The sequence below is a fragment of the Mycobacterium sp. 1465703.0 genome, assembly GCF_001672975.1.
Taxonomy (GTDB): domain Bacteria; phylum Actinomycetota; class Actinomycetes; order Mycobacteriales; family Mycobacteriaceae; genus Mycobacterium.
On sequence record NZ_LZKU01000063.1, the window covers coordinates 1 to 23,092 of the forward strand.

Sequence of the window (23,092 nt, forward strand, 5' to 3'; positions counted from 1 at the left end):
GTTGACCCCGGTTCCCATCGTCGACCTGGTCCGGCAGGTCGTCGCGAAGGTGCCTCTACCCGTGATGGCTACCGGCGGACTGGCCACCCCTGCTGCGGTGGCCGAGGTGATTCGCGCGGGTGCGACCGCGGCCGCAGTGGGAACGGTGCTGCTGCGTGCCACCGAAAGTGGTGCTTCGGCCACCCACCAGGCAGCCCTGGTCGATCCCGCTTACACCGAGACGGTGCTGACCCGGACTTTCACCGGACGCCCGGCCCGCGGCCTGCGCAACGCCTTCATCGACGCCCACGAAGCCGAGGCGCCGCTGGGTTATCCCGCCATCCATTACCTGACCAGCCCGCTGCGCAAGGCCGCCGCGGCGGCGGGAAAGCCGGACTACGTCCACCTGTGGGCGGGCACCGGATACCGGCAGGCAACCGCGGAGCCCGCGTACGACATTCTGCGCCGGTTGGCATCCGACCTGTGATCAGTCAGTATGCGAACCGGTTCAGCACGTCGTAGCTACGACCGGCCGTCATCCACATCAGCTTGTAGATCAAGCGCACTGCGGGTGATGGAATTCTTTCGTAGCCGGACAGCGCAGGCGACTGCTCGAGGAACCGCAGCCGGGGATTCCAGTCCGCAATCGTGCGCGCATCCCGGATGCCCCACTTGATGATGCCCCGGGTGAAGCCCTTCGAGAGCAGTGGCGCCAGGGCCGAGAGCGTGTCGAAATGCATTTCACCACCAGCGAATCGGTCGATCAGGCGCTGCAGCAGCCGACGGACTTCGTCCTCGTGCAGGTACATCAGCAGGCCCTCGGCAACGACGAGGGTGGGGCGTCCGGTGGGGATTTGGTCCAGCCACTGCACTTCGGTCACCGACGAGCCGATCATCCGGTAATGCGCGGTGTCGTCGTATAGCCGCCGGCGTAGACCGATCACACCCGGCTGATCAACGTCGTACCACGAGGCCGACGGCGGTACGGCCAGCCGGAAGGCGCGGCCGTCCAGGCCGCAACCCAGATGCAGCACAACGGCATCCGGATGACGGGCAAGGAAGTCGGCACACCAGTCGTCGAGCTGTTTGGCCCGCAGCGCAACCAGGTACTGATTCGAGGCGGGGAACGACGACCGATGGATTCTCTTGAAGTCATAGTCGATGCGATCCACCGCGTCGGCGGCCGCCGTATCCCCCAGAATCGGCTGCGCCGAACGGCTTTCATAAGCTCGCAGGTACAGCGTGACGAGGTTCGTCCACTCCACCGAACCCCAGCGCACGGAACTGCAGTCGACTTTGTCCGTCGTGGTCATGGTTGATTCCTTTTCGTCCGATATTCGGTCCACATCTGCATGAGCTGATCGCCGTAGGCCTGGGTGCAGAACTCGCAGAAGTCGCGGAAGTCTTCGACGCGCTGCCGCTGTTCGGCGCGGTCCTCGCCCAGCACCGACAGCGCGAACTCTGCGGGTTCGATGCCGAGCCTCATCAGTGACAACTGCGTCTTGAGAACGCTGGTGAACCCGCCGGGGGTGACGCGGTAGAGGTGCTGACGGTTCGAGCTGGGCAGCCGCTCGACCATGCCGCCGTCCAGCAGCTGGCGGGCCACCGTGCTGATCGAGGCCTTGCTCACCGATAAGCCCTCGGTCAGCTGGGTCAACGACTGCTGCGGTGGATCACAGATCAGCAGCCAGCCATAGACCCGGCCCATGGTGCGGGTTGCACCCAGGAGCTCGAAGAACAGCCCGAGACGGTCGACGAACTCGGCCTCTTCCGGCGACATATGCCATCCAGTTTGTTCAGTACGTACTAAACGAAACGAAACTTACACTGATCGACCGGTTCATGGAAAGGACCGGGCCCGCCGAGCGTCAACTCACCGCGCCCTGCGCGGATAGGGTGCGCATGTCGCGTCGCTGACACACCCCGGCCGCTCTTCGAGCAGCATGTGCCCGGAGTCGGGCTGGTGCAGGTGGGTGGCACCCGGGATCGCCGCCGCCATGTCGCGCGCGTGCGCGGCGGGAGTGGTCCGGTCGGCACCACCGCTGATGACCACGGTGTTGGCGCCGATGGTGGCGAGCGCGTGGTACGCGTCGTACCGCTTCAGGCTGGGCAGAAAGCCGCCGTGGTCAACGGGGTGGTGCGGATGGCCGACACCGTCAGTGCTGCCGCACCCCGCCAATCGGCACCCGAGTATTTGGCCAGGCCGTCGCACAGGGGGCGGACCAGTCCGTTGATCGCCCGGTCCATCGCGCGGTGGGGAACGTGGTGGACGATTTCGAACAGCATCTCGGTGGCGCGCGTGTTCAGCAGCCGGCCGAGGCCCCGCTCGGCGAGCCGGCCCGCCGCGGTGGCGACCAGGACCAGGCCCTTCGGCTCGACCGGACGATTGGCGGCGGGACGGCCGAGGTAGGCCAGCGCGGTCATGCCCCCCATGGAGTGACCGGCCAACGTGAGCGGCCCGGTGACTCGCAATGCGGTGAGAACCTCGGCGAGGTCGTCGGCCAGCCGGTCGATGCGGTAGGTGCGCATGTCGGCACCGGTCGATTCGCCGTGGCCGCGGTGGTCGTAGGTGATGATCCGCACGCTGCTACCCCACCGGCGCAGCAGGTGCCGAATCTGCAGCGCCCAACTCGACTGGGTCAAGCAAAGGCCGTGCAGCAGAACGATGGTGTGTTCGCGGGCAGCGGGCGAGCCGTAGTCGCGGACGGCACGCCGCACACCGTCACTCGTGGTGACCGTCCGCTCGACATAGCCGTCGCGCTTGGCCTCCAGCCGCCGCGGTGGCGTCACATTGGTCGAGCGGTACGCGTTCGATCCCGTAATCAGTTCTGGCTCAACGAACATGGCGAACTCCTGACCGGTAACGATGCCGAGGGGGGTCCCGGCACCTCGTTGCGATCGAAGTTACGGACCGACGCGGGCCATGACTCGCTTGTGCGCGATAGCCACGCAACAAGCGATTTTCGCAGTTTTGCGCATTGTGCTCGGGCGACGCGTGCGCCCGGTCAGAACGCCTCGGGGTCCTTTTGCACCGCAGCCTTAACCGGGTGCCGGTATAGCCGAGAAGCGTTCTCCCCGCTGAATTTTCGGATGACATCGGCCTGCGCAACGCATTCATCCACTCCCACGAAACCCAGGCGCCGCCGGGTGAAGACCTTGGACATCAGTGGCCCCGGGGCCGAGAGCGTGCCGAATGCATTGCGCCACCGGCGAATCGGTCGATCAGACTTGCAGCAGCCGACGCACTTCGTCCTCGTGCAGGTACATCAGCAGGCCCTCCGCGACGACGAGCAACGACGAGGGTGGGGGCGAGCCTAATCTCCCTTGCCGCCATTGCCCTTACCGTGGCCTTTACCAGGGCCATGCCATGGCGGGGCGGGAGGCTGTTGCGTTGGCAAGGGTGGTGGCGGCTCGGGATTACTGACCGGGACCGGCGTCGGCGGGCTGTCCGGCGTACTGGTCGTCACAGGTTGGGTAGGCGCGTGCGAGGACGACGCATCCAGCGCAAACGCCAACGGGATAACGATCAATACGGCCAACACTGCCAGGGCGGCTAACACCTTCCTTCTGCGGCTAGGTGCAACCAGCGCGGGAACAAACGTGTTTGTGACGAAGCCCGGTGGTGGCACTTCCAGCACCTTGGTGGCCGGGCGCAGCGGCGGGGCGACCGGCGGGCCCGCGGGGCCCACGGTCCTGCGCCCGCGCAGTGCGGCGCGCATCTCCTCGGCGCTGCCGAAGCGCTGTCCCGGGTCGGGGGCCATCGCGCGTTCGATCACCGCGATCAAGCCGGGATCGACGTCGGGTCGTAGCCGGGCTAGCGGCGGCGGCCGTCCATGCAAAATGGCGCCGGCCAGTGCGGCCACATTCTCCTGCGGGAACGGGCGATGTCCGGCAAGCGCTTCGTAGCCGACGACGCCCACCGCGTAGAGGTCATCAGCCACGCAGGCGGGCGCACCGGCGATCCGCTCGGGGCTCAGATAGGCGATCGTGCCCACGATGTTGCCGGTGAGCGTGTTGGTGGCCTCTGGGGTCTTGGCGATCCCGAAGTCCGCAACCTTCATGACCTCGCCCCCCGCTGCAAGCAGGATATTTCCCGGCTTGATGTCGCGGTGCAGGATGGTCGCGCGGTGTGCTGCGGTCAGCGCTGAGAGGACATTGTCGAGCATGGCATAAACCCGCTCCGGCGCCAGCGGACCGCGGGCTATCTGGTGAGCGAGGGTTTCTCCGGGCAACCGTTCCATGATGATGAACGGTGTGCCGTCGTGCTCGCCACTGTCGTGGACGGCGACGATGTTGGGATGGTTGAGTGCCGCGGCCGCGTGTGCCTCGGCGTCAAATCTGTTCCGCGCACCGCTCTGTGCACTCACCGCGGGGTGCAGAAGTTTGATGGCAATCGGCCGGCGCAGTCGGTTATCCCACCCGTCGCGAACGTCGGCCATGCCGCCACGGCCCAGCCTGCCGCGCACTTCGTAGCGGCCGGCGAGCAACACGAGGGTATTCATCGACCTGCCAACTCTGTGCAACTTCGGTAACGATCGTGCGCTCGGCGTAAAAACACCGATCGGTGGTTTACCCAAACACCGGCGGCCCAAAACGCAGACGGGTCGGATCGGGCCTCTGCCTGCGAGAACGCTCAGAATGCGTTGGGGTTCTGTTGCACTTCCACCGGCACCGGGTGCTGGTACAAGCGGGAAGCGTTCTCCCAAGTGAACTTGCGGATCGCATCCTGCGGCAGATCACCGATTTCTTCGTGGATTGTTTGTTGGGTGTGCGGCCAGGTCGAGTCGCAGTGCGGATAATCGGCCTCCAACATGATGTTGTCCATACCGATCCGGTCGCGCTGAACGAACGACGACTTGTCCTCCACCGCACAGAACCAGAAGTTACGGGTGAAAACCTCTGCCGGAGACAAACTTTCGCCAAGAGCCTGCCAAGTGCCGTACATGGCGTGATAACTGAGCATGTGATCGAGGCGATCGAGAAGGCCTGCGACCCAGCCGATTCCGCCCTCGGATAAACAGATCTTGAGGTCCGGGAATCGGCTGGGTAATCCGGAGTACAGCCAGTCGACCGCCGCGGAAATGGCGTAGGCGAAAAACAGCACCCCCTGCACGTCCGGTGGCGCGTCCGCGGTGGTGGATGGCGACGATCCCGACGATCCGATGTGCAGATTCACCACGGTGCCGGTCTCGGCGCACGCGGCCATCATCGGATCCCAGTGACCGGTGTGGATGCTGGGCAGGCCCAGCATCGCCGGATTCTCGCTGAACGTCACGGCGTGAAAGCCGCGCTCGGCATTCTGGTAGATCATCTTCGCGCCGAGTTCGGGATCGAGCAGCCACGGCAGTTGGCAGGGAATGATGCGGTCGGGATACGACCCGGCCCAAACATCGAAATGCCAGTCGTTCCAGGCCCGGACGGACGCCAGTGCCAGGTCGCGGTCCCTGGTCACTTGCTGGAGTCGTTGCCCGGCGAAGCCGGGCAGGAACGAGGGGAAGTTGAGCGAGGCGTAGATGCCGTTGAGGTCCATGTCTTTGACGCGCTCATGGATATCCCATGCACCCCTACGCATCTCGTCGAATCGCACCGGCTCGAAACCGTACTCCGCCACCGGACGTCCGACCACCGCATTGAAGCCGACGTTGGGCAGTTCATTGCCGTCATAGACCCACGTCTGTCCCCCACCGTCGGTCTCGACGACTTTCGGCGCCCGGTCGGCGAACTTGCGGGGCAGCCGACCGGTGAAGGTGTCCGGCGGTTCGACGATATGGTCGTCCACCGAGATCACCGTGTAGTGACGCGGCGCCCGGGGCGGATCCGGCAGAAAGGTCACCGAACGCTGCGCGCCGGTTTTGGCGGTGGTGAAGTTCAGGTCGGTGGCCAGCTCGTCGATCGATTTCACTCGTCAATCTCCTTGCCGCTCAATTGAGTACGCCGGCATCGGCCTTGATCGTCATGCGCGCAGCCCCGGCCCAGTACACGTCGGCCGCCCGTTCGATCAGCGACCGTTGCATGCCGGCCATGTCCGACCAGTTCATGACCACCGGATCCTTGCCGGTGAGCAGCACGTCATAGGCCAGCTTGCAGACCCGTTCGATCGATGCCGCGCGGTACACGGCTTCGGGCAGGTTGCGGCCGGTCGCGATGACGCCGTGGTTGGCCAAGATCGTCAGGTTGGCGCCATCGATGCGGGCCGCCAAATCCGCGGCGCGAGCGGGACTGTCGATTTCGCCGTCGTAGCTGTCGATCAGGCACAGGTCGTCGAGGAACAGTGCACCGGTCTGATGCACCAATTCGGGCAGTCGGCCCAACGCGGCGAGCACACAGACGTAGTAGGGATGGTTGTGGATCACCACTCTGGCGTCGTCGCGCACCCGGTGCAGTTCGGTGTGGATATGGATGGCCGGCGTGACGTCCCAGCGTCCGCTGATCACCCGAGCGTCCTCGTCGACCACGCAGATGTCGGATGCGGTGATCTCCTGCCACCACAGTCCCCACGGGTTCACGAACATGTCGGTCTGGCCGTCGCGCTGCCAGGTGATGTGTCCGGCCATGTTCTCCGCGAACCCGATGCCGGCCAGGTGACGAAAAGCGATTGCCAGCGCCTGCTCGTCGGAGAGGTCGACGCCGATGGGGGGAACCACCGACGGCGCCCAGACTTCCAACCCGCCGCGTCGTGCATTAGGAGCGTTCATAACCGGCCTCCATTCTGGCTCCAATATCCTCGCGCAACCGGCCTTTGGCTATTTTCCCGCCGGATGATCGGGGCAGCTCGTCGACAACGATGAGCCGTTCGGGCAGCAGTTCCTTGGAAACTCCCAGCGCCAGCAGGTGTTCGACGAGGCGGGGTAGGTCGACCTCGGCGGAGTCGGCGAGTTCGGCGTACAGGCAGACCTTTTCGCCGAACACCGGGTCGGGCATGGCGACCGCTGCCGCTATCGCGATCGCGGGATGTGTCATGACGGCGTCTTCGACCTGGCTTGCGCTGATGTTCTTGCCGCCGCGCAGGATGAAATCGGACGTGCGCCCGGTGACGCGCAGGTAGCCGTCCGCGTCGATTTCGCAGATGTCGCCCATCCGCATCCACCCGTCGCGGGTGAACAGCTTGTCGTGGTCGGTGCCACCGAGGTAACCGAGGCTGGTCGCCGGACCTCGGCAGGCGGGCTGGCCTCGTCCCGTCGCGGTAACGTCGCGGTCACCGTCGAACAGCCGCACCGACATTTCGGGGATGACGCGTCCCCCGGTGCGCAGCCGGCGGTCGCGGGAGTCGTGGACGGTGGTCGCGCTGAGCATTCCGGTCTCGTTGGAGCCGTAGAACTGCAGGATTTTGGCTCCGGTGAGTTCCTCGAATTCGGCCGCGGGCCGATACGGCAAGGCTTCTCCGCCGGTGTAGACGATGCGCAGCGAACTCAAGTCATGCCCGCGGCTGGCCGGGTCGGCCATCAGCATGGTCAATTGGGTGCTGACGCAACACAATACGCTGACCTTGAACCGGGCTATCGCCTCGCAGGTGGCGGTGGTGCTGAACCGGTCCAGGATCACCGCGCCGGCACCGAGGTAGATCGGGGTGGTGTGGCTGGTCCACAGTCCAAACCCGAACGGGGTGGGTATCACCGGCAGGAAGATGTCATCGGGCGTCAGCAGCCCGCTGGCGACTGCCTTCTGGTGGAAGTAGTGCCAACGGTTCTGGGTGTGCACGACGCACTTGGGCAACCCGGTGGTCCCTGAGGTCGAATTGATCAGGAAGACGTCGTCGGGGCCGACTTGCGCGTCTGCCCGCACGGGCTTGGGTTCGGCGTCGACGTCGAGGCGAAGCATGCCGGCGTCGTGGCTCAGCACCACCCCCGCCACCCGCAGTTGATCAGCCACTTCCGCTGCGGCCCCGCTGCGCGGAATATCGCTGATCAGGATTTTCGGCTGGGCACTGCGCAGGATCGCCAATGCTTCCCGCGTGCCGGCCCGCGCGCCGATGCCGACGACTACCGCCCCGCAGCGTTCGATGGCCACGAACAGCACATGAATGGCGGCGCAGTCACCGTGCCACACCGCGACACGGTCACCGCGCGAGATGCCGGCGCCGGCCAGTTTTTCCGCTAAACCGGTTGCCGCAGTGTCGAATTCACGCCAGGTGAATGCCGATCCGCCGTGGTCCATATAGGCATGGCGATCCGGCGACCGTTCGGCGTTTCGGCGCACCGCATCCGACAGCGTGAAATCACACCACCAGCCGGTAGCACGAAAGCGCGCCAAGTCCTCGTGGGTGAACGCCGGCGAGCCCACGGTCTCCAGCTCACCGGCACTCATCACCAAATAATAGGAAAGCCGCGCGTACTTCCGGCGTCAGGGATTATGCGGGGCGTGGGCGGCGTGTTGCGGATCGCCGGCACCATCCGGGGGGTGCGGGGGCGGCTTGTGGCAGTTGCGAGTGCATCCGCAATTCAGGCCGATGATGCAGCCGCCTCCGCCGCCGACGGGTTGCACAGGCAAGGCGCCACCCGGAGCCGGCGCCGGCGAGGGCATTACCGCGGACGAGGCGGTGGACGGAGCCGGTACCGGTGTGCCGCCGGGCGAGAAGCCAGCCGCCAAGGCAAGCGCGACCACGCCGACACTCAAGGCGGCCGTTGTTCTGGAGTTTGGGCTCTTCACTAGCTGCAACGGTAGTTGCCCTTCGGTAGACGCGCAGGTCAAGCGGCCGGTCCTAGGCGCACTCCAAGGACCTTTCGAGGCGCTTCCCAGGGAGTAACTCGGCAAGCGCGGCTAACGCGGCGCCCTCCGCGTCCGCCGACATAGCACTGCCACGCGGACGGCGTAAATGGCGGCGCTGATCGCGAACATCGCGGCGGTCAACAGCAGCCACCGACCGAGAAATGGTTCCTGAGTCTGACCGGTCGCGGCGCGGTAGGTGGCAGCGCCCTGTTTGATGATGCCGGGGAGGAACACCAGCAGTGTCAGGCTTGCGCCCAGTGTGGGCACCCGGAAGTAATTGAGTACGGGCACGCGGGCGCCCGCGCGCTCCAGTTGCGGCTGTGCACGGTTGCGTGACAGCAGCCGGTCGAGGCTCGCATAGACGGGGAACAACACCAAGTCGTGGGCGATGATGGCCGCGGCGAACCACACGATGATCGACTGCCACCAGACGTGCGGATTCCACAGCGTGACCGGTTTGATGACGGCGATGACGTAACCGAGCAATGCGAAGCCGGCGATCATCGTCAACAAGTGCAGCGGGTGCGATCCGTAAATCCTGGCGAAGGCGCTACGCATGGGTGGCCGTCCGAAAAGCAATGGAGGCCACCCATTTCGTGTTGTGCACGCCGGGTAGCGCGGGCACGATGACCCGCGCGGGGAAGCCGTGATCCGGCGACAGGTCGGTGCCGTTCACGCGCAGCGCCAGCAGCGCGTCCGGGTGCAGTACCTGATTGCCTTGCAGCGTCGCGCCGGCGAAGGCACCGGAGCGTTCCAGCGACGACACCCGCGCGGAATCCGGTGCCGGCACGCCGGCCAGATGGGCGAGGTCAGCCAGTCGCACGCCGCTCCAGGTTTGGGTGGTCGACCACCCTTCCACACAGGCGATCGGCAGTACGGCGGTGTGCTGCGGCATCGCAAGCAGTGCGGCGCGGTCCAGCATCACCGGTCGCGGACCGCCGTTCAGGGTGAGCCGCCAGCGCTCCCCTGTGTCCCGGGCGGAGATGCCGGCCGCGGTCGCCGTCCGGTTGATCTCGAAGTCGTTGGGTCCGTTCCCGCGGGTGCGGCCCCGGGGCAGCAGCAATGCGGCGGGCCGGGCGTAGCCACCCAGCGTCTGCCCGGCGGTAAGAATCGCCAGAAACAATGCACTACCGCCCACCAGCGCCAGGGCGCCGCGGCGGCTCATCGTCGCCGGCGCGGGATCGGCGGCGACGAGACCGTCGGGTTGCCAAGGCTCGGCTTTGGTGGCGGTGCGCCCGGTGCGCAGCACGTCGCGCAGTGACATTGAGCGCAGCCCGGACCACATGCGCGGAACCTTGATCACGACGTGCATGACGAACCCGATGATGAACACCCATGCGCCGAAATAGTGTGCGGTGTAGAAGCTGAATCCGAAGATGTAGTCGTACTGGATGTTCAGCACGCCGGTGACGGTCTCGAACAGGATGCCGCCGACCAGCATGAGCAGCGAAATCCGTTCCAGCAGTTGGGCAATCGACCGTACGGGCGGCAGCACGAAAAGCCGCGGAATCACCGACCACAGTTTGGCCAGCACCACCGGGATGATGATGAGTCCGAGCCCGACGTGCAGTCCCTGGGTCAGCCGATACAGCCACGGCGGGTTGGTCGGCCAGTCGAAGGTCGGCAATTTCAGCCAGCCCACATCACCGGGGATCGCTTGGCCGAACCGCGGTCCGTAGGCGATGTAGGACAGCAGGCCAGTGAGGATGACGATCGGCAGCGTCACCAACAGCACCGAACCCAACGCCGATGTCAGCCATGGCCCCCGCAACGGGCTGCGCCACAGCCGAGCGGGAAAACCGTTGCCGCCGGCATCGTTTGTCCGCTCAGCGTCTTCGGTGTCAGCGCTGCTGGTTGTCTCGGTTGCTTTCACGATCACTGATCTCCACGACTGGGCGGTGGCAACGGTTCAGTTCTAGCCCTGGACCGTAGGTCGGATCGTGATGTCGCCGATTTCGACATACTGGGGCTGTTCGATGGCGAACGCGATGGCGCGTGCCACCGCCTCCGGCGGCAGACCGAAGTCGCTCATGTTGCGTCGGATCTGCTCACGCATCGCGGCGTCGTCGATTGAGCTGTCGAGCTGGGTATCGACAAATCCCGGTGAGATCGACGTAGTCCTCACCGCGCCGTCGGTCGATTCTTGGCGCAGCCCCTCCATGACCGTGCGGACGGCGTTTTTGGTGGCCGCGTACACCACCATGTTGGGCACGATCTTCAATCCGGCCGTGGACACCGTCGTCACAAAGTGGCCGTGTCCCTGGCGACGGAAGACCGGCAGGGCGGCGGCGATGCCGTGCAACACCCCGCGCAGGTTGACGTCGATCATCGCCGACCAGCCGTTGACGTCGAGATCTGCGACCGGGCCGATCTTGCTGATACCGGCATTACTGACCAGTACATCCAGGTGACCGAATTCATCGACCGCCATACTGACCAACCGCTCGAGGTCCTCGCGGCGCGCCACGTCGGTTGGACAGGTGATCGCTGTTGCACCCCCGGCGCGCATCTCGGCCGCTATGGCGTCCAGGCGTTCGACGCGACGCGCACCCAGGACCACTCGGGCACCGCGTTCGGCCAGCAGACGGGCGGTCGCCTCACCGATCCCGCTACTGGCTCCGGTAAGGGCAACGACGCGTCGCTCGACACCGGACATCTGCTCAGGCTAGACGGTCGCCGAACGCGTTATGGTTCAGTCCTTGCCCCGCGGCGGCGGCTGCACCTCCACACCGGTGGACTCATGTTCGGGCCCGGCGGCCGGGTGTTCGGCCGGGACCCGGTCACGGAACCGGGTGCCCTCGCTGGGCCGCTGCCCTTGGGGCCGGCTGGCGTCGCTGCGGTAGGGCCCGGGCTTCGGCCGGGGCTTGCCGCCAGGGAAGGCGAGCCGCAAGATGGTGCGTTGCACCATCAGCCACTGCTTCCCGAACGGGCCGGAGTTGTAAGGCAACTCGTAGCGTTCGCAGATGTCCTTGATCTTGGGCGCGATCTCCGAGTAGCGACTGCTGGGCATGTCGGGGTAGAGGTGGTGTTCGACCTGATAGCCCAGGTTGCCGCTGATGACGTGGAACAGCGGGCTGCCCTCGATGTTGGCCGCGCCGAGCAACTGGCGCACGTACCAGCCGCCGCGGGTCTCGTCCTCGACTTCTTCGGGGGTGAAAGTGTAGGCCTGGTCTGGGAAATGACCGCAGAAGATGATTGCGTTCGACCACACGTTGCGGATCAGGTTGGCGACGGCGTCGGCACCCAACGTTCGCAGATAAGTGCTTTCCACGCCGGGCGCGGTCTTGTCCAGGAAAGTGGCCAGGGCTCCAATGCGACCCTTGTTCGACACCTTGCGCAGTCGCTTGCCCAGCCGTGACTGTGCCGGCTGGTTGATCCTGCCGCGAAAAGCCAACTGGGCCAGGCCGAATGCGCCGGCACTGATCAACGGCCAGCCGAGGTAGTCCTTGATGATCTGGGCGCGCGCCTTCCCGCTGATGCCCTTCAGGTCCTTGCGCACCTCCGACCACGGCTTCTCGCGTTTGCGTATCGCGTCGATGTCCATGTCGTGAATGGCCACACCCCACTCGAAGAGCAGCATCAGCAGGATATTGGCGATGGGCTGAAACAGGTAGCGCGGAACCCACTTCTGGCTGGGGTCTATCCGCAAGAGCTCGTAGCCTAGGTCCTTATCCTTGCCCTGGATGTTCGTGTACGTGTGGTGAATGTAGTTGTGTGAGTGCTTCCAGGCCTCGGCGGTGGACGCCGTATCCCAGTCCCACACCGAGGAATGAATGTCGGGATCGTTCATCCAATCCCATTGACCGTGCATCACATTGTGGCCGATCTCCATGTTCTCCAGAATCTTGGCCATGCCCAGACAGGCGGTTCCCAAGATCCACGCGGTTTTCGACCGTGATGCCAGCAGCAGCACGCGGCCTACCACCACGATCTGCCGCTGCACCGAGATCACCGTCTTGATGTAGCGTCTGTCCCGCTCGCCCAGGTCGGCGAAGACCTCGTCATGAATCGCATCGAGCTCTTTGGCGAGCTTTTCGATTTCCTGCTCGCTCAAGCGGGCCAGTGGACTTTCCGGTTTGGACTTCTCTACGGCGCTGGTCATGGGCCGCTCCTTTCGATCAAAGTTCGAGTTCTACGTCGCCTTCGGCGGTGTTGATGCAGATCCGGACGTCCTGTCCGGTCGGCTCGGTCACATCACCCGAGCGCAGGTCACGCAGTTTGCCCGACTTCAGCGTGCCGACGCAGGTATGACAGATCCCAATGCGGCAGCCGTGGGCGAGGTTGAGCCCGGCCTGCTCGCCCGCCTCCAAAATCGAAGTGCCGCCGTCGCATTCGACAGCCTTGTCGCTGTCGAGGAAGCACACCGTGCCGCCCTCGCCGGCATTGGCGTCGCCACCGATCTTGGGTTGGAATCGCTCGAAATGCAGGCGGTCTTGGTCGCCGTTGTTCTCCCAGTGCTCGATCAGCGCGTCGAGCATGTCGCCGGGGCCCGAGCAGAACGCTTCGCGTTCACGCCAGTCCGGGCACACCTCGTCCAGGTCGGCCGGCTCCAGCCGGCCCCGGTCCGACGTGAGGCGCAACTCCAGCCGCATGCGCTCGTGGCGGCGATCGAGTTCTTCCAGGGCGGAGCAGAACATGACCTGATCTCGCGTCCGGGCGGAATGAATGACGACCACGTCGCCCAACTCGTCGCGATGGTCCAGGCTGCGCAGCATGCTGATGATCGGGGTGATGCCGCTGCCCGCACTGATGAACAGCAGTTTGGGGGGCAACGGCTCGGGCAGCGTGAAGACGCCTTCGATCTCGCCGAGCCGCACCAGATCACCTGGCTGGATCTTCTGCACCAGGTAAGGCGACACCACGCCGCCGTCCACCCTCTTGGGCGTCACGCTGATCAGCCCGTCCTCGGGTAAGGGATCGGACGTCAGCGAATATGCACGCCAGTGATAGATCCCGTCGACCACGACGCCGAGCCGCACGTACTGGCCCGGCTTGTGGCCAGGCCATTCGTACCCGGGCCGGATCAGCACGCTGGCCGCTTCCGAGCCCTGCGCCTCGATCCGTTCGACCTTTCCGCGCAGCTCCTTGGTAGTCCACAGCGGATTGATCATCTCGAGGTAATCGTCGGGTTTCAGCGGGCTGAAAAGCCGCCGTATCGCGCGCAGGAATACTCGCCGTCCCCAGGGGACGTGGGGCTGGGCGCCGCGTTCAGCCATGGCGCAAGAGTACACAGTTGTGCACCGACGCTAAACATCAATTTGAATTATGGTGTTGCACAGGCGATATCAGCATATATCCGCGCATACAGATACGATCCATCCGTTTACTGACGGGTGTGTAATCGATTCTGGGATATTTGCCCCCGACACCCTGTAGTTGCCCTGGTCACCCGTCGCCCAAACGTTTGTTCAGCGCATTCTCGGCGGATCGGCGCGCGGCGCGGCGTGACGCGGGCGCCTAGTGTCGGTGAGTGTGCTGATCGGCTTCATACTCGCGCTGGGCTGCTCGCTGTGCTACGGGACGGCGACGGTGTTGCAAGCTGCCGGAACCCGGTCCGTGGAAGCCGGTAGCGGCTCGGGTGTCGACACCGTGCTGCTGCTGCGAGCGGTCCGGCAGTGGCGCTACCTGGCCGGGGTCGGACTCGATGTCGTCGGGTTTGCGCTTCAGGTGGCCGCGCTGCGCTTGGTCCCGATCTACGTCGTGGCGGCAGCGCTGGCCGCCTCGATTGCGGTCACCGGCGTGGTGGCCGCATGGGTGCTGTCGGCGCGGCTGTCCTCGGCTGAGTGGACAGCCGTCGGCGTGGTCTGCGTCAGCCTGGTCGTGCTCGCCCTGGCCGCTGGGCCCGGGCACTTTCGGCATGCGCCGGCCGGGATGGGCTGGGCATTGCTGGGCGTGGTGGTCGCGATCTTTATCGGCGGTGCCGCCGCCGGGCGGTTGCCCGACCGCGTGCGTGCACTCGCATTGGGGCTGGCCGCCGGAAGCGGCTTCGGCGTTGTCGAGGTCGGCGTCCGGCTTATCGATGCCATCGATCTGACCAACCGAGCCTTCTATACCAACCCCGCCCTGTATGCGGCGGCCGCTGGTGGCGCCGCGGGATTCCTGTTGCTCACCTCCGCGTTGCATCGCGGATCGGTGACCACCGCCGTCGCCGGAATGGTGGTGGGCGAAACGCTGGCACCGGCGTTCGTAGGGGTGGTGTGGCTGGGTGACACCGCGCGCGCCGGGCTCGGCTGGCTGGTGATCGCCGGTTTCGCCGTCGCCGTGGGCGCGACGCTGGTGCTGGCGCGGTTCGGGGAAGCACCGGCGGCCGCCGAGACCGGTGAGGCCACCCCGTGATTCATGCCCCTCTGACGGCGGATGCCGCACTGCCAGTAGTGTTTTCGTTCACCACGGCATAGCTGGTCCCCCGTGCGGGGCGCGTCCACAGTTGACCCCCCTGCGCGGTGGCGCCCGCGGCGATCAGCGCACGCTTGAGGACCTTGTTGGTCGCGGTCGCGGGGAGTTGATCGTTGATGCGCACGTAGCGCGGCCAGGCTTTCGGCGACAGGTCGGGTTGCGAGGCGAGGAATTGCTCGAATTCCTCCGGGTCCAAGACCGCCCCGGGCCGTAGTACCAGAGCGGCCATCACCTGGTCGCCGACCCGATCGTCGGGGACCGCATAGACGGCGACCTGGCTAATCTCGGGCAACCGCGCCAGGATGCGCTCGACCGGGCCGGCCGCCAAGTTCTCGCCGTCCACCCGCATCCAATCGGCGGTCCGGCCGGCCAGGTAGATCCAGCCGTCGGCGTCACGGTAGGCCAGATCGCCCGACCAGTACATCCCGTGCCGCATCCGCTCGGCGGTGGCTCCGGGATCGTTGTAGTAGCCGGCGAACGGGCCGGCCCCCTGGGTGTTGACCAGCTCGCCGACGGCGTCGTCGAAGTTGGTCAGCGCCCCGTGCGAGTCGAACGTCGCGATGTCGCATTCCCGCAGTGTCGTCGAGTTGTAGATGCTCACGCCCGGGTAGGGCTTGCCGATGGAGCCCGGCGGCGTACCGTCTTCGCGCACCACGATCACCGCGAATTCGCTCGACCCGAAGCTGTCCACTACCCGGCAGCCGAAACGCCTTGCGAATTCGTCGATGTCGCGATCGGTCGCCTCGTTACCGAAGGCCACCCGCAGCGTGTTCTCGGCGTCGTCGGGGCGTTCGGGAGTGGACAGGATCAAAGCCAGCGGCTTGCCGACGTAGTTCAGGTAGGTCACCCGGTAGCGGCGAACATCGTCGAGGAACCGCGACGGCGAAAACCGCGCCGGGACCATCGTGGCCCCGCTGCCGATGGCGACCGCCCAGCCGGCGGCGACACCGTTGGAGTGAAACAGCGGCATCGACAGGTAGCACACGTCGTCGGCGCTGACGTCGTACTGATAGATCAGGCTGGCACCGCACATGATCGCCATGCCATGGGCGAACCGAACCACCTTGGGGTCACCGCTGGTGCCCGAGGTGAAGATCATCATCAGGGTATCGACGGCGGCCACCTCGCGATGCGGAACCAGCGGTGGTGCCGCGGCGACGGCTTCGGCGTAGCGTCCGCCGGTCACGTCGACTACCTGAATACCGTTGAGGTCCAACCCATTGAGCAGTTCGGCATGTTCGGAGTCGACGAGCAGCATTTGGCAATCGGATCGCCGGATATCGGCCAGCAACCCGGTCCCGCGCCGCGTGGTGTTGATCCCGCACAGTACGTAGCCGCCCAGCGCGGCGGCGGCCATGGCGCGCAGCATGGCCGGCGAATTACCCAGCAGGGCACCGACGTGCAGCGGGCGTGCCGTGTCAGCGAGCGCAATGAGTGCGGCGGCCTCAGCCTCGGCTTCGGCGAGGTGCTCACGCCAGGTCCAGGTCCGCTCGCCGTGGGCGAGCGCCGGTGTGTCGTCGTGGCGGCGCTGCCGCAGCAGTTGTTGAACCGTTTCCAGCACTGGGTCATATCCTCATCGGTGTCGTCATCGCGTGGTCAACACCAGCCCCGGGTAGCCGTCTCGGGCCACCTGGTCGCAATGGCGCCGGTAGGCGCCGAACCCGCCGATGTAGGGCATGAACACCCGCTTCTTGCCCGCGATGTTGGCGCCCAGGTACCACGACGATGCCGCCTTGGGAAACAGTGTCCGTTCGGCGGCTTGGGCCACGTGTTCGGTCCAGGCCATCGCGGCGTCGCGGCGTGGCTCGACCTCGCTCACACCGAAGTGTCGTGCAGCCCTAACCAGATCGATGGCCCAGTCGACCTGAACCTCGGCGTGCAGCACCATATTGGCCAGCACCGACGGGCTGCCCGGACCGCTGATGGTGAATAGGTTCGGCAGACCCGGCACCATCAGGCCGAGGAAGGTCAGCGGCCCGTCGGCCCATACGTCGCGCAATCGCTCTCCGCCGGTCCCGCGGGGGTCGATCCGGGTCAGCGCCCCGGTCATGGCATCGAAGCCGGTCGCGAAGATCAGCACATCGCAGGGATACGTCGAGTCGTTGGTGCGTACGCCGTCGGCGGTGATCGCTTCGATGGGCTCGCGGCGCAGGTTCACCAGCCGGACGTTGTCGCGGTTGAAGGTGGCGTAGTAGCCGTCGTCGGTGCAGATTCGCTTGGTTCCGATCGGGTGATCGACCGGAGTGAGATCCGTTGCGACGACGGGATCGGTGACGATTTCCCGGATCCGCTCTTCAACGAATTCCCTGGCGATGTCATTGGCGGACAGGTCGCTGGTCTGGTCCGGAAAGGTCTTGGCGAACAGAACGCCGCCTTCGCGCCAGCGTTTCCACAGCGCGTCGGACCGCTCCGCCGGTTCGGTGTCGAGGGCGTTCTTGTGGTAGGTGCCGTGCGGTGTGCCCGCCGCCGCGTAGGCCGAGATGCGGCGACGCTCGGGGTACTGCTCTTGGATCTGTCGCTGCTCCTCGACCGAGAAGGGCCGGTTGGGCATCGGGATGGTGTAGTTCGCGGACCGCTGGAATACAACCAGGCTCTCGGCGCGCGCGGCGATGATCGGCGCCACCTGGATCCCCGACGATCCCGTGCCGATCAGACCCACCCGTTTGCCACGCAGCTCGGGGTCTTCGCGCGGCCACGCGGCCGTGAAGTACACCTCACCCGAGAAGTCTTCGGCGCCAGGGATATTAGGCCGATTCACCGCCGACAGGCAACCGGTTGCGCACAACAAGAACTGTGCGGCATATGTTTGTCCGGTCGCGGTGTCGACCTGCCAGCAGCCCCGCTCGAAGGTGGCGCCGGTGGCGTCGACACCGAACCGGTAGTGGCGGCGCAGATCGAAACGGTCGGCGACGTGCCGCAGGTAGGCCAGGATCTCGGGTTGGGCGGCGAAGCGTTCGGTCCACTGCCAGCTCTGCTGCAGTTCCGCGTCGAAAGAGTAGGAGTAGTCCACGCTTTCGACGTCACAGCGGGCACCCGGGTAGCGGTTCCAGTACCAGGTGCCGCCCACGTCTGGAGCCGCCTCGAGGGCGGTCACCGACAGGCCCGCCGAGGCGGCCCGGTGCACGGCGTAAAGCCCGGCGAACCCGGCGCCGATGACGATGACGTCGCTGACTTCGGTCACGACACGGCGCTTCGGCGCGTCGCCTGTAGCAGCCGGCGCAGGTCGGTGCAGACCAGATGCTGCGCCGACGCGGCCGGTGGAAAGGCTTGGATGGTCATGAAGCCGTGGAACAATCCGGGAAAGTCCCGGTGCACGACGGTCACGCCGTCGTTGCGCAACCGGCGTGCGTAGTCGCATCCCTCGCTGTGCAGGGGATCGAGACCGGCCGTCACGATCACCGCGGGCGGCAAGCCCGCGTGTGAGTCCGCACGGGCGGGCGCCACCAGATAGGGTGGGTCGAAATCGGTTCGCGTTCCCAGGTATTGGCGCCAGTACCACTGCATCGCCGCGCGGGTGTTGACGTATCCGGTGCCGTAGCGGTGATAACTGTCGGTGTCGAAGCTCGGATCGATCGCCGGGTAGATCAGCAACTGCACGGCGGGTGGGGTGACGCCCCGGTCGCGGCAGAGAATGGCGGTGACCGCGGCGAGATTGCCACCGGCGCTATCGCCGGCAACCGCGGTACGGTCGGGGTCGGTGCCCAACTCGTCGGCGTGCTCGACCGCCCAGCAGAACACCGCGAATGCGTCGAGCGCCGCCGCGGGGGCGGGATGCTCTGGGGCGAGGCGGTAGTCGACCGAGACCACGACGGCTTGGCTGCCACAAGCCAGAGCCCGGCAGAAGCTGTCATGAGATTCGATGTCGCAGAGGACGAATCCGCCGCCGTGGTAGAACACGATCGCGGCGCGCTCCCCCGACGGCGCGCCGTGCGGACGGTAGATGCGTACCGGGACAGCGCCGTCAGGGCCCGGAACCACGCGGTCGGTGGCGCTGCGGACGTCGTCGAGGTTGTTGACCGGCATGCGTCGTGCGGCCACCGCGGCTCGGGCCTGCGGGGCGGTCATCTGTTCGACGCGCGGGAAGCCGGCGTTCAACTGGTCGAGCATCGAGCGCACCGCGCCGTTGATCGGGTCGTCCATGTTCACCTCCGACCTCGCGATCATGCGGGTCGATATTTCAGCAGGGTGATGCCCTCTTCTGGCAGATCGTAGAACACCGGCCGCACCGGCATCCCGATGCGGACGTCGCCCGGGTCGACGTCGACCAACTCGGTGCTGAATTTCGGTCCGGCATCCCACTGCACCACCGCGAGCAACTGCGGCAGCGCATCGGCCCACGGCGGCCCGGTGGGCCGGCGGGCAATCGTGAAGGTGTACACCGTTGCGGCACCGTCGATTTCGTGCCACTCTAGATCGTCGGCCAGCGTCCCCGGGGCGAGGGTGCGCGGATAGAACACGTAGCGTTGCAATGACGGCGAGTACTGCACCCGGATGCGGTGCTGGGTCAGGCCGTCCCAGAAGGGCTGCGAGACCGGCGTGGGCTCGGGGACGGGTCGATGGTCGGTGCGGCTCATGGCTAGTCCCCCCGCATGAGCAATGCGACTTGTTCGCTCATGATGCCGCCGTTGCCGGTCACGAACGCAGTGTGACAATCGGGTACCTGCGCGTCACCGGCCCGACCCATGATCTGACGCGCACCGTCGACCACATGGTGCATGCCGCCGGCCATGCCGGCCTGACCGAAGGACAGTTGGCCGCCGGCGGTGTTGAGCGGGAAGTCGCCGCGGTAGGTCAGGTCGTGCTCGTTAACCCACGACATGCCTTCGCCTTTCGCGCAGAACCCGGCGTCCTCCAGACTCATCAGTACCGTGATGGTGTAGCAATCGTAGATCGACGCGACGTCGACGTCGGATCGATTCAGTCCGGCCATCGCGAAGGCCCGGTCGGCGGCGCGTGCGATCGGGGTGGACAGCAAGTCATCGGCATACGTCGGGGTCTTGAAGGCGATGTGTTCACCGAAGCCCTTGATCCACACCGGACGGTTGCGCGCCCGCCGCGCGATGTCGGCGTTGGCGATCAGCACACCCACTCCGCCGTGCACCCGCATCACCGTTTCCAGCATGTGGATCGGGTCGGCGATCATCGGACTCTCCAGCACGTCGTTCACCGTGATCGGGGTTCCGTGAAACACGGCTCCTGGATGCGCGCACGCATTGGTCCGTTGGTCGACGGCGATCTTGGCGACCGTGGCCGGGTCGTAACCGAATTCGGCCGCATACCGCTGGGCGATCTGCGCGTAGGGCGCGTTCTGGCCCACGTTGCCGTAGGGGATCTCGAATTCGGCCTGCGGCGACCCATAGTTGTTCGATGACGCCCCATACCAATTCGGCTCCGGCGGGGGCCGCCGCTCGGACTGGGGTACCGACGCCGACCCCGGCACCACGGCCAGCGCCGCGTCGCAGATGCCGAGTTCGACCGCCGCCGCGGCCCGCCACACCATCCCAGCCGAGGTGGCCCCGCCCAGATCGACTCGCTCACCGAAATCCAGTGCCAGGCCTAGGTATTCGCACAGGGTGGCCGGTGCGAACATGGCCGACTCGGCGATGCCATGGGTGAGCAGGCCGTTGACACATCCGGGCTCGACTCCGGCATCCTCGATCACCATCTTCGCCAGCACCGCGTACTGGTCGAGGGTGAACATCGGAGGGCGGGTGGGACGCCGTTCGGCGGGCAACTCCGCGATACCGACGATGGCCGCCTCGCCGCGCAGCCCCGTCACGGCTGGGCTCCCCGCCGCGGCAGTTCGACGGTCGCCATTCCCGGCATCAGTAGCGTCTCGTCCCGACGCCCGGCGATGACCAGATCCACCAGCCCGCTGCCGTCCTCGTCCAGGCGTTTGCCGGTGACCTCACCACCAAAGCTGAGCGGCTCGCCGGGATACGCGATGGCGCGGTTCTGCACCGAGAAGGAGACCAGTCGCCCGCGCCCGCCGATCCACTCGCCGAGGGCACGGGCCAGCAGCGCCGCCTGTAGCGGGCCCTGAACCAGCACGTTGTCGTATCCCTCGGTGTCGCGAGCCCACTCCTTGTCGTAGTGAATGCGGTGGCCGTTGTAGGTGGCGGCGCTGAAGAAGAACATCTGGGTTTCGTCGACGGTGACGGTCAGCGTGGGAATGTGCTCGCCCACCGCGATGTCGTCGAAGAACGGCTGCTGACCGGTCATGGGCGGGCGATCATCGATGTCGACGCTTCGGCCAGCAGGTCGCGATGGTGGTTGCGGTAGACCGTGTGCCAGGTGACGAGGACGAATTTGCCGGAGCGGCCTTGCTTTTCGACGATCGACTCGATGGTGCGAACCATTTCGACCTCATCGTGGTGATAAGCCGGCAGGTGAAACGTAAAGCTCTCCCCGCCGGCCATCCGCTTGGGGGCGCGGGGAAAGGCCAGACTGCCGGAGACCGCGCCGGAAGATCCGTCGGCACGCAGCGACCCGAGCGGCGCGACGCCGAGGATCGCGTACTGCAGAAACAATGGCGGGCAGATGATGTCGCGATATCCATTGGCCCGGGCGTAATCCGGGTCGAACCACAGCGGGTTGTGGTCACCTACCGCCGCCGCCCACCGCTGCCAATCGCGCCGGTTCACCTCACCGGTGGCCGTTGCGGCGATTGTGCCCACCCGCGACGCCGATTCCGCATCGATCAAACTGTCCTCACTCAAGGGCGCTCCCCTTCGACGGTCTCTTCGTGCATGCTCTGCTCAAGCCAGCGGGCGGCGACGTCGGCGCCGCCACCGAATGTGGAGCCGAACCGTGCCCGCTCGCTCCACAGATGCAGGTCGGTCTCGGTGACATAGCCCATGCCGCCGTGCAATTGGTGGGCGTCGAGTGTGATCAGCCGGGCTGCGGTGGCCGCGTGCATGCGCGCGATGGCCGTCTCCCTGCTTGCGATGCGGCCTCGCCCGAGCCAGAAGACGGCCGAATGCGCGGCCAACCGCGCCGCCGCCACGGCAATGTGCATGTTGGCGATCAGATGCTGGGCGGCCTGAAAGGACGCGATCGGTCGTCCGAATTGATGGCGCAGCTTGGTGTAGTCGACGGTGCGGTCCAGTACGGCCTGACCAACACCGACCAGATCGAGTGATCCGAGTGTCACCGCGGTGTTGGCCAGCCGGCGCAGCGCCGGCACGGTGACCGGCGAACCAGCCCCGTCGGCAGCGACCGTGACATTGTCGAAGCACACCGTGAATGCCCGTGGCCCACCGGCAATGTCGAGTGGTTCCGCGCTGACGCCGTGGGCGCGAACGTCAACGACGAAGACCAGGATGTGCTCGGCCGCGCAAGCCGATACCACGATGGCATCGGCGACGTCGGCATCCAGGACGTAATCCGCGGTTCCGTGCAGCCGCCATTGCTCGGCGACCGAATCGGCCCGCAGCGGCGGGGCGACGAGCGAGGCGTCGCGGGCGTTCCATAGCGCAGTGGTGGCCCGGACGCTCCCGGACGCGAGCGGCGGCAGCCAGCGGGCCTTGAGGTGCGGGGAGCCCAGCTGGTCGATGGCCAAGGTGGCCGCCACGCTGCTGTGCACCGTCGTCGGGCACAGTGCGCGACCGGCCTCGGTGTAGAAGACGGCGAGGTCGTCGAGCGAGCCGCCGGCGCCGCCGTACTCCTCGGCGATAACGAGGCCGAAGACTCCGGCGTCAACCAGCGCCTTCCACAGCGCCGGCGTCCAACGGTCCGCGCCGGGTTCGTCGAGCGCCCGTACCAGATCGACCGGGTTCTCGGTGGCCAGTAGGGCGCGCAACGCCGAGGCGAACTCGCGCTGTTCGGCGGTGGGGATCGTCTTCATCTGCGCTGTCCGAAGCTCCCGTCAGCGTCCATAGGAGGGCATTGCGTGGCCGCGCTGGGCGATGATGTCGCGCAGCACTTCGTTGGTACCACCGCCGAAGCGCATCAGCGGGGCAGCCCGGTAGAGCCGCTCGAATTTGCCGGCAAGCGGAGCCTGTTCGCTGCG

At 66.1% G+C, this 23,092-nt stretch carries 24 protein-coding genes; 2 read left to right on the top strand and 22 right to left on the bottom strand.

All coding sequences use genetic code 11. From position 1 onward, the window contains the following. Positions 1 to 466: nitronate monooxygenase family protein (locus A5625_RS05660; RefSeq protein WP_197515984.1), on the top strand; the 466-nt coding region annotated here is incomplete at its 5' end. 4 nt (positions 467 to 470) lie between these two features. On the opposite strand, the gene A5625_RS05665 is transcribed toward A5625_RS05660, so the two are convergent. The 13 genes from A5625_RS05665 to A5625_RS05725 all read right to left on the bottom strand — a co-directional run bounded on the left by A5625_RS05665 (position 471) and on the right by A5625_RS05725 (position 13,901). Beyond that, a complete protein-coding gene (locus A5625_RS05665) occupies positions 471 to 1,292 on the bottom strand; it encodes a class I SAM-dependent methyltransferase (RefSeq protein ID WP_066989959.1) in 822 nt (273 codons plus the stop codon). Next, entirely contained in the window at positions 1,289 to 1,759 is a 471-nt protein-coding gene (locus A5625_RS05670) for a GbsR/MarR family transcriptional regulator (RefSeq protein WP_066989962.1), read from the bottom strand. Before A5625_RS05670 ends, A5625_RS05665 begins: the two co-directional genes overlap by 4 nt. A 93-nt stretch (positions 1,760 to 1,852) precedes the next feature. Beyond that, positions 1,853 to 2,032: an alpha/beta hydrolase gene (locus tag A5625_RS29985; protein ID WP_066989966.1), complete on the bottom strand. Its 180-nt coding sequence runs from the start codon at positions 2,030 to 2,032 to the stop codon at positions 1,853 to 1,855. Between the two features lie 47 nt (positions 2,033 to 2,079). After that, on the bottom strand, positions 2,080 to 2,823 hold the full coding sequence (locus A5625_RS05680) for an alpha/beta fold hydrolase (protein WP_066989969.1): 744 nt from the start codon (positions 2,821 to 2,823) through the stop codon (positions 2,080 to 2,082). Between the two features lie 470 nt (positions 2,824 to 3,293). Further along, entirely contained in the window at positions 3,294 to 4,481 is a 1,188-nt protein-coding gene (locus tag A5625_RS05685) for a serine/threonine-protein kinase (RefSeq protein WP_066989972.1), read from the bottom strand. A 131-nt stretch (positions 4,482 to 4,612) separates the two neighbouring features. Next, positions 4,613 to 5,881: an amidohydrolase family protein gene (locus A5625_RS05690; RefSeq protein WP_066989975.1), complete on the bottom strand. Its 1,269-nt coding sequence runs from the start codon at positions 5,879 to 5,881 to the stop codon at positions 4,613 to 4,615. Between the two features lie 19 nt (positions 5,882 to 5,900). Continuing rightward, positions 5,901 to 6,674, bottom strand: coding sequence for a class II aldolase/adducin family protein (locus A5625_RS05695; protein ID WP_066989978.1), 774 nt, complete (start codon positions 6,672 to 6,674; stop codon positions 5,901 to 5,903). Continuing rightward, on the bottom strand, positions 6,661 to 8,283 hold the full coding sequence (locus A5625_RS05700; RefSeq protein ID WP_066989981.1) for a class I adenylate-forming enzyme family protein: 1,623 nt from the start codon (positions 8,281 to 8,283) through the stop codon (positions 6,661 to 6,663). The genes A5625_RS05695 and A5625_RS05700 overlap by 14 nt, the downstream gene beginning before the upstream one ends. 453 nt (positions 8,284 to 8,736) lie before the next feature. Beyond that, positions 8,737 to 9,243 (bottom strand): hypothetical protein, encoded by a 507-nt coding sequence (locus A5625_RS05705; protein ID WP_066989985.1) that lies wholly within the window; start codon positions 9,241 to 9,243, stop codon positions 8,737 to 8,739. After that, entirely contained in the window at positions 9,236 to 10,471 is a 1,236-nt protein-coding gene (locus A5625_RS05710; protein WP_066990021.1) for a molybdopterin-dependent oxidoreductase, read from the bottom strand. The genes A5625_RS05705 and A5625_RS05710 overlap by 8 nt, the downstream gene beginning before the upstream one ends. 129 nt (positions 10,472 to 10,600) lie before the next feature. Then, positions 10,601 to 11,341: an SDR family oxidoreductase gene (locus A5625_RS05715; RefSeq protein WP_066989988.1), complete on the bottom strand. Its 741-nt coding sequence runs from the start codon at positions 11,339 to 11,341 to the stop codon at positions 10,601 to 10,603. Between the two features lie 36 nt (positions 11,342 to 11,377). Further along, positions 11,378 to 12,787 (bottom strand): acyl-CoA desaturase, encoded by a 1,410-nt coding sequence (locus A5625_RS05720; protein WP_066989990.1) that lies wholly within the window; start codon positions 12,785 to 12,787, stop codon positions 11,378 to 11,380. 16 nt (positions 12,788 to 12,803) lie between these two features. After that, the gene (locus tag A5625_RS05725; RefSeq protein WP_066989993.1) at positions 12,804 to 13,901 is read right to left on the bottom strand and encodes a ferredoxin reductase; all 1,098 of its coding nucleotides are present in this window, start codon (positions 13,899 to 13,901) and stop codon (positions 12,804 to 12,806) included. A 244-nt stretch (positions 13,902 to 14,145) separates the two neighbouring features. On the opposite strand from A5625_RS05725, the gene A5625_RS05730 reads away from it, so the two are divergent. Further along, positions 14,146 to 15,021 (top strand): DMT family transporter, encoded by an 876-nt coding sequence (locus tag A5625_RS05730; protein WP_066989997.1) that lies wholly within the window; start codon positions 14,146 to 14,148, stop codon positions 15,019 to 15,021. Position 15,022: 1 nt separating this feature from the next. On the opposite strand, the gene fadD1 is transcribed toward A5625_RS05730, so the two are convergent. From fadD1 to A5625_RS28160, 9 genes are all read right to left on the bottom strand, one after another. Next, a complete protein-coding gene (gene fadD1, locus A5625_RS05735) occupies positions 15,023 to 16,642 on the bottom strand; it encodes a fatty-acid--CoA ligase FadD1 (protein ID WP_066990001.1) in 1,620 nt (539 codons plus the stop codon). A 24-nt stretch (positions 16,643 to 16,666) separates the two neighbouring features. Continuing rightward, on the bottom strand, positions 16,667 to 18,262 hold the full coding sequence (locus tag A5625_RS05740; RefSeq protein WP_066990004.1) for an NAD(P)/FAD-dependent oxidoreductase: 1,596 nt from the start codon (positions 18,260 to 18,262) through the stop codon (positions 16,667 to 16,669). Then, positions 18,259 to 19,245, bottom strand: a complete 987-nt coding sequence (locus A5625_RS05745) for an alpha/beta hydrolase (RefSeq protein WP_232003462.1) — start codon at positions 19,243 to 19,245, stop codon at positions 18,259 to 18,261. Before A5625_RS05745 ends, A5625_RS05740 begins: the two co-directional genes overlap by 4 nt. Continuing rightward, positions 19,242 to 19,655 (bottom strand): Zn-ribbon domain-containing OB-fold protein, encoded by a 414-nt coding sequence (locus tag A5625_RS05750; RefSeq protein WP_066990007.1) that lies wholly within the window; start codon positions 19,653 to 19,655, stop codon positions 19,242 to 19,244. The genes A5625_RS05745 and A5625_RS05750 overlap by 4 nt, the downstream gene beginning before the upstream one ends. A 2-nt stretch (positions 19,656 to 19,657) precedes the next feature. Next, complete coding sequence (locus A5625_RS05755; protein ID WP_066990010.1) at positions 19,658 to 20,860, bottom strand: thiolase family protein; 1,203 nt, start codon at positions 20,858 to 20,860, stop codon at positions 19,658 to 19,660. After that, positions 20,857 to 21,303, bottom strand: a complete 447-nt coding sequence (locus tag A5625_RS05760; RefSeq protein ID WP_066990013.1) for a MaoC/PaaZ C-terminal domain-containing protein — start codon at positions 21,301 to 21,303, stop codon at positions 20,857 to 20,859. Before A5625_RS05760 ends, A5625_RS05755 begins: the two co-directional genes overlap by 4 nt. Further along, positions 21,300 to 21,800, bottom strand: coding sequence for a MaoC family dehydratase N-terminal domain-containing protein (locus tag A5625_RS05765; protein WP_066990015.1), 501 nt, complete (start codon positions 21,798 to 21,800; stop codon positions 21,300 to 21,302). The genes A5625_RS05760 and A5625_RS05765 overlap by 4 nt, the downstream gene beginning before the upstream one ends. Beyond that, a complete protein-coding gene (locus tag A5625_RS05770; RefSeq protein ID WP_066990018.1) occupies positions 21,797 to 22,927 on the bottom strand; it encodes an acyl-CoA dehydrogenase family protein in 1,131 nt (376 codons plus the stop codon). Before A5625_RS05770 ends, A5625_RS05765 begins: the two co-directional genes overlap by 4 nt. Before the next feature lie 21 nt (positions 22,928 to 22,948). Then, the coding region (locus A5625_RS28160) for an acyl-CoA dehydrogenase family protein (RefSeq protein ID WP_255397918.1) at positions 22,949 to 23,092 on the bottom strand (144 nt) is incomplete at its 5' end.

Excerpts from the sequence above, each read along its gene's own strand:
- A5625_RS05665 (WP_066989959.1), bottom strand. The coding sequence starts at position 1,292 with ATGACCACGACGGACAAAGTCGACTGCAGTTCCGTGCGCTGGGGTTCG.
- A5625_RS05670 (WP_066989962.1), bottom strand. The coding sequence starts at position 1,759 with ATGTCGCCGGAAGAGGCCGAGTTCGTCGACCGTCTCGGGCTGTTCTTC.
- A5625_RS05680 (WP_066989969.1), bottom strand. The coding sequence starts at position 2,823 with ATGTTCGTTGAGCCAGAACTGATTACGGGATCGAACGCGTACCGCTCG.
- A5625_RS05685 (WP_066989972.1), bottom strand. The coding sequence starts at position 4,481 with ATGAATACCCTCGTGTTGCTCGCCGGCCGCTACGAAGTGCGCGGCAGG.
- A5625_RS05695 (WP_066989978.1), bottom strand. The coding sequence starts at position 6,674 with ATGAACGCTCCTAATGCACGACGCGGCGGGTTGGAAGTCTGGGCGCCG.
- A5625_RS05700 (WP_066989981.1), bottom strand. The coding sequence starts at position 8,283 with ATGAGTGCCGGTGAGCTGGAGACCGTGGGCTCGCCGGCGTTCACCCAC.
- A5625_RS05705 (WP_066989985.1), bottom strand. The coding sequence starts at position 9,243 with ATGCGTAGCGCCTTCGCCAGGATTTACGGATCGCACCCGCTGCACTTG.
- A5625_RS05715 (WP_066989988.1), bottom strand. The coding sequence starts at position 11,341 with ATGTCCGGTGTCGAGCGACGCGTCGTTGCCCTTACCGGAGCCAGTAGC.
- A5625_RS05720 (WP_066989990.1), bottom strand. The coding sequence starts at position 12,787 with ATGACCAGCGCCGTAGAGAAGTCCAAACCGGAAAGTCCACTGGCCCGC.
- A5625_RS05725 (WP_066989993.1), bottom strand. The coding sequence starts at position 13,901 with ATGGCTGAACGCGGCGCCCAGCCCCACGTCCCCTGGGGACGGCGAGTA.
- A5625_RS05745 (WP_232003462.1), bottom strand. The coding sequence starts at position 19,245 with ATGATCGCGAGGTCGGAGGTGAACATGGACGACCCGATCAACGGCGCG.
- A5625_RS05750 (WP_066990007.1), bottom strand. The coding sequence starts at position 19,655 with ATGAGCCGCACCGACCATCGACCCGTCCCCGAGCCCACGCCGGTCTCG.
- A5625_RS05760 (WP_066990013.1), bottom strand. The coding sequence starts at position 21,303 with ATGACCGGTCAGCAGCCGTTCTTCGACGACATCGCGGTGGGCGAGCAC.
- A5625_RS05770 (WP_066990018.1), bottom strand. The coding sequence starts at position 22,927 with ATGAAGACGATCCCCACCGCCGAACAGCGCGAGTTCGCCTCGGCGTTG.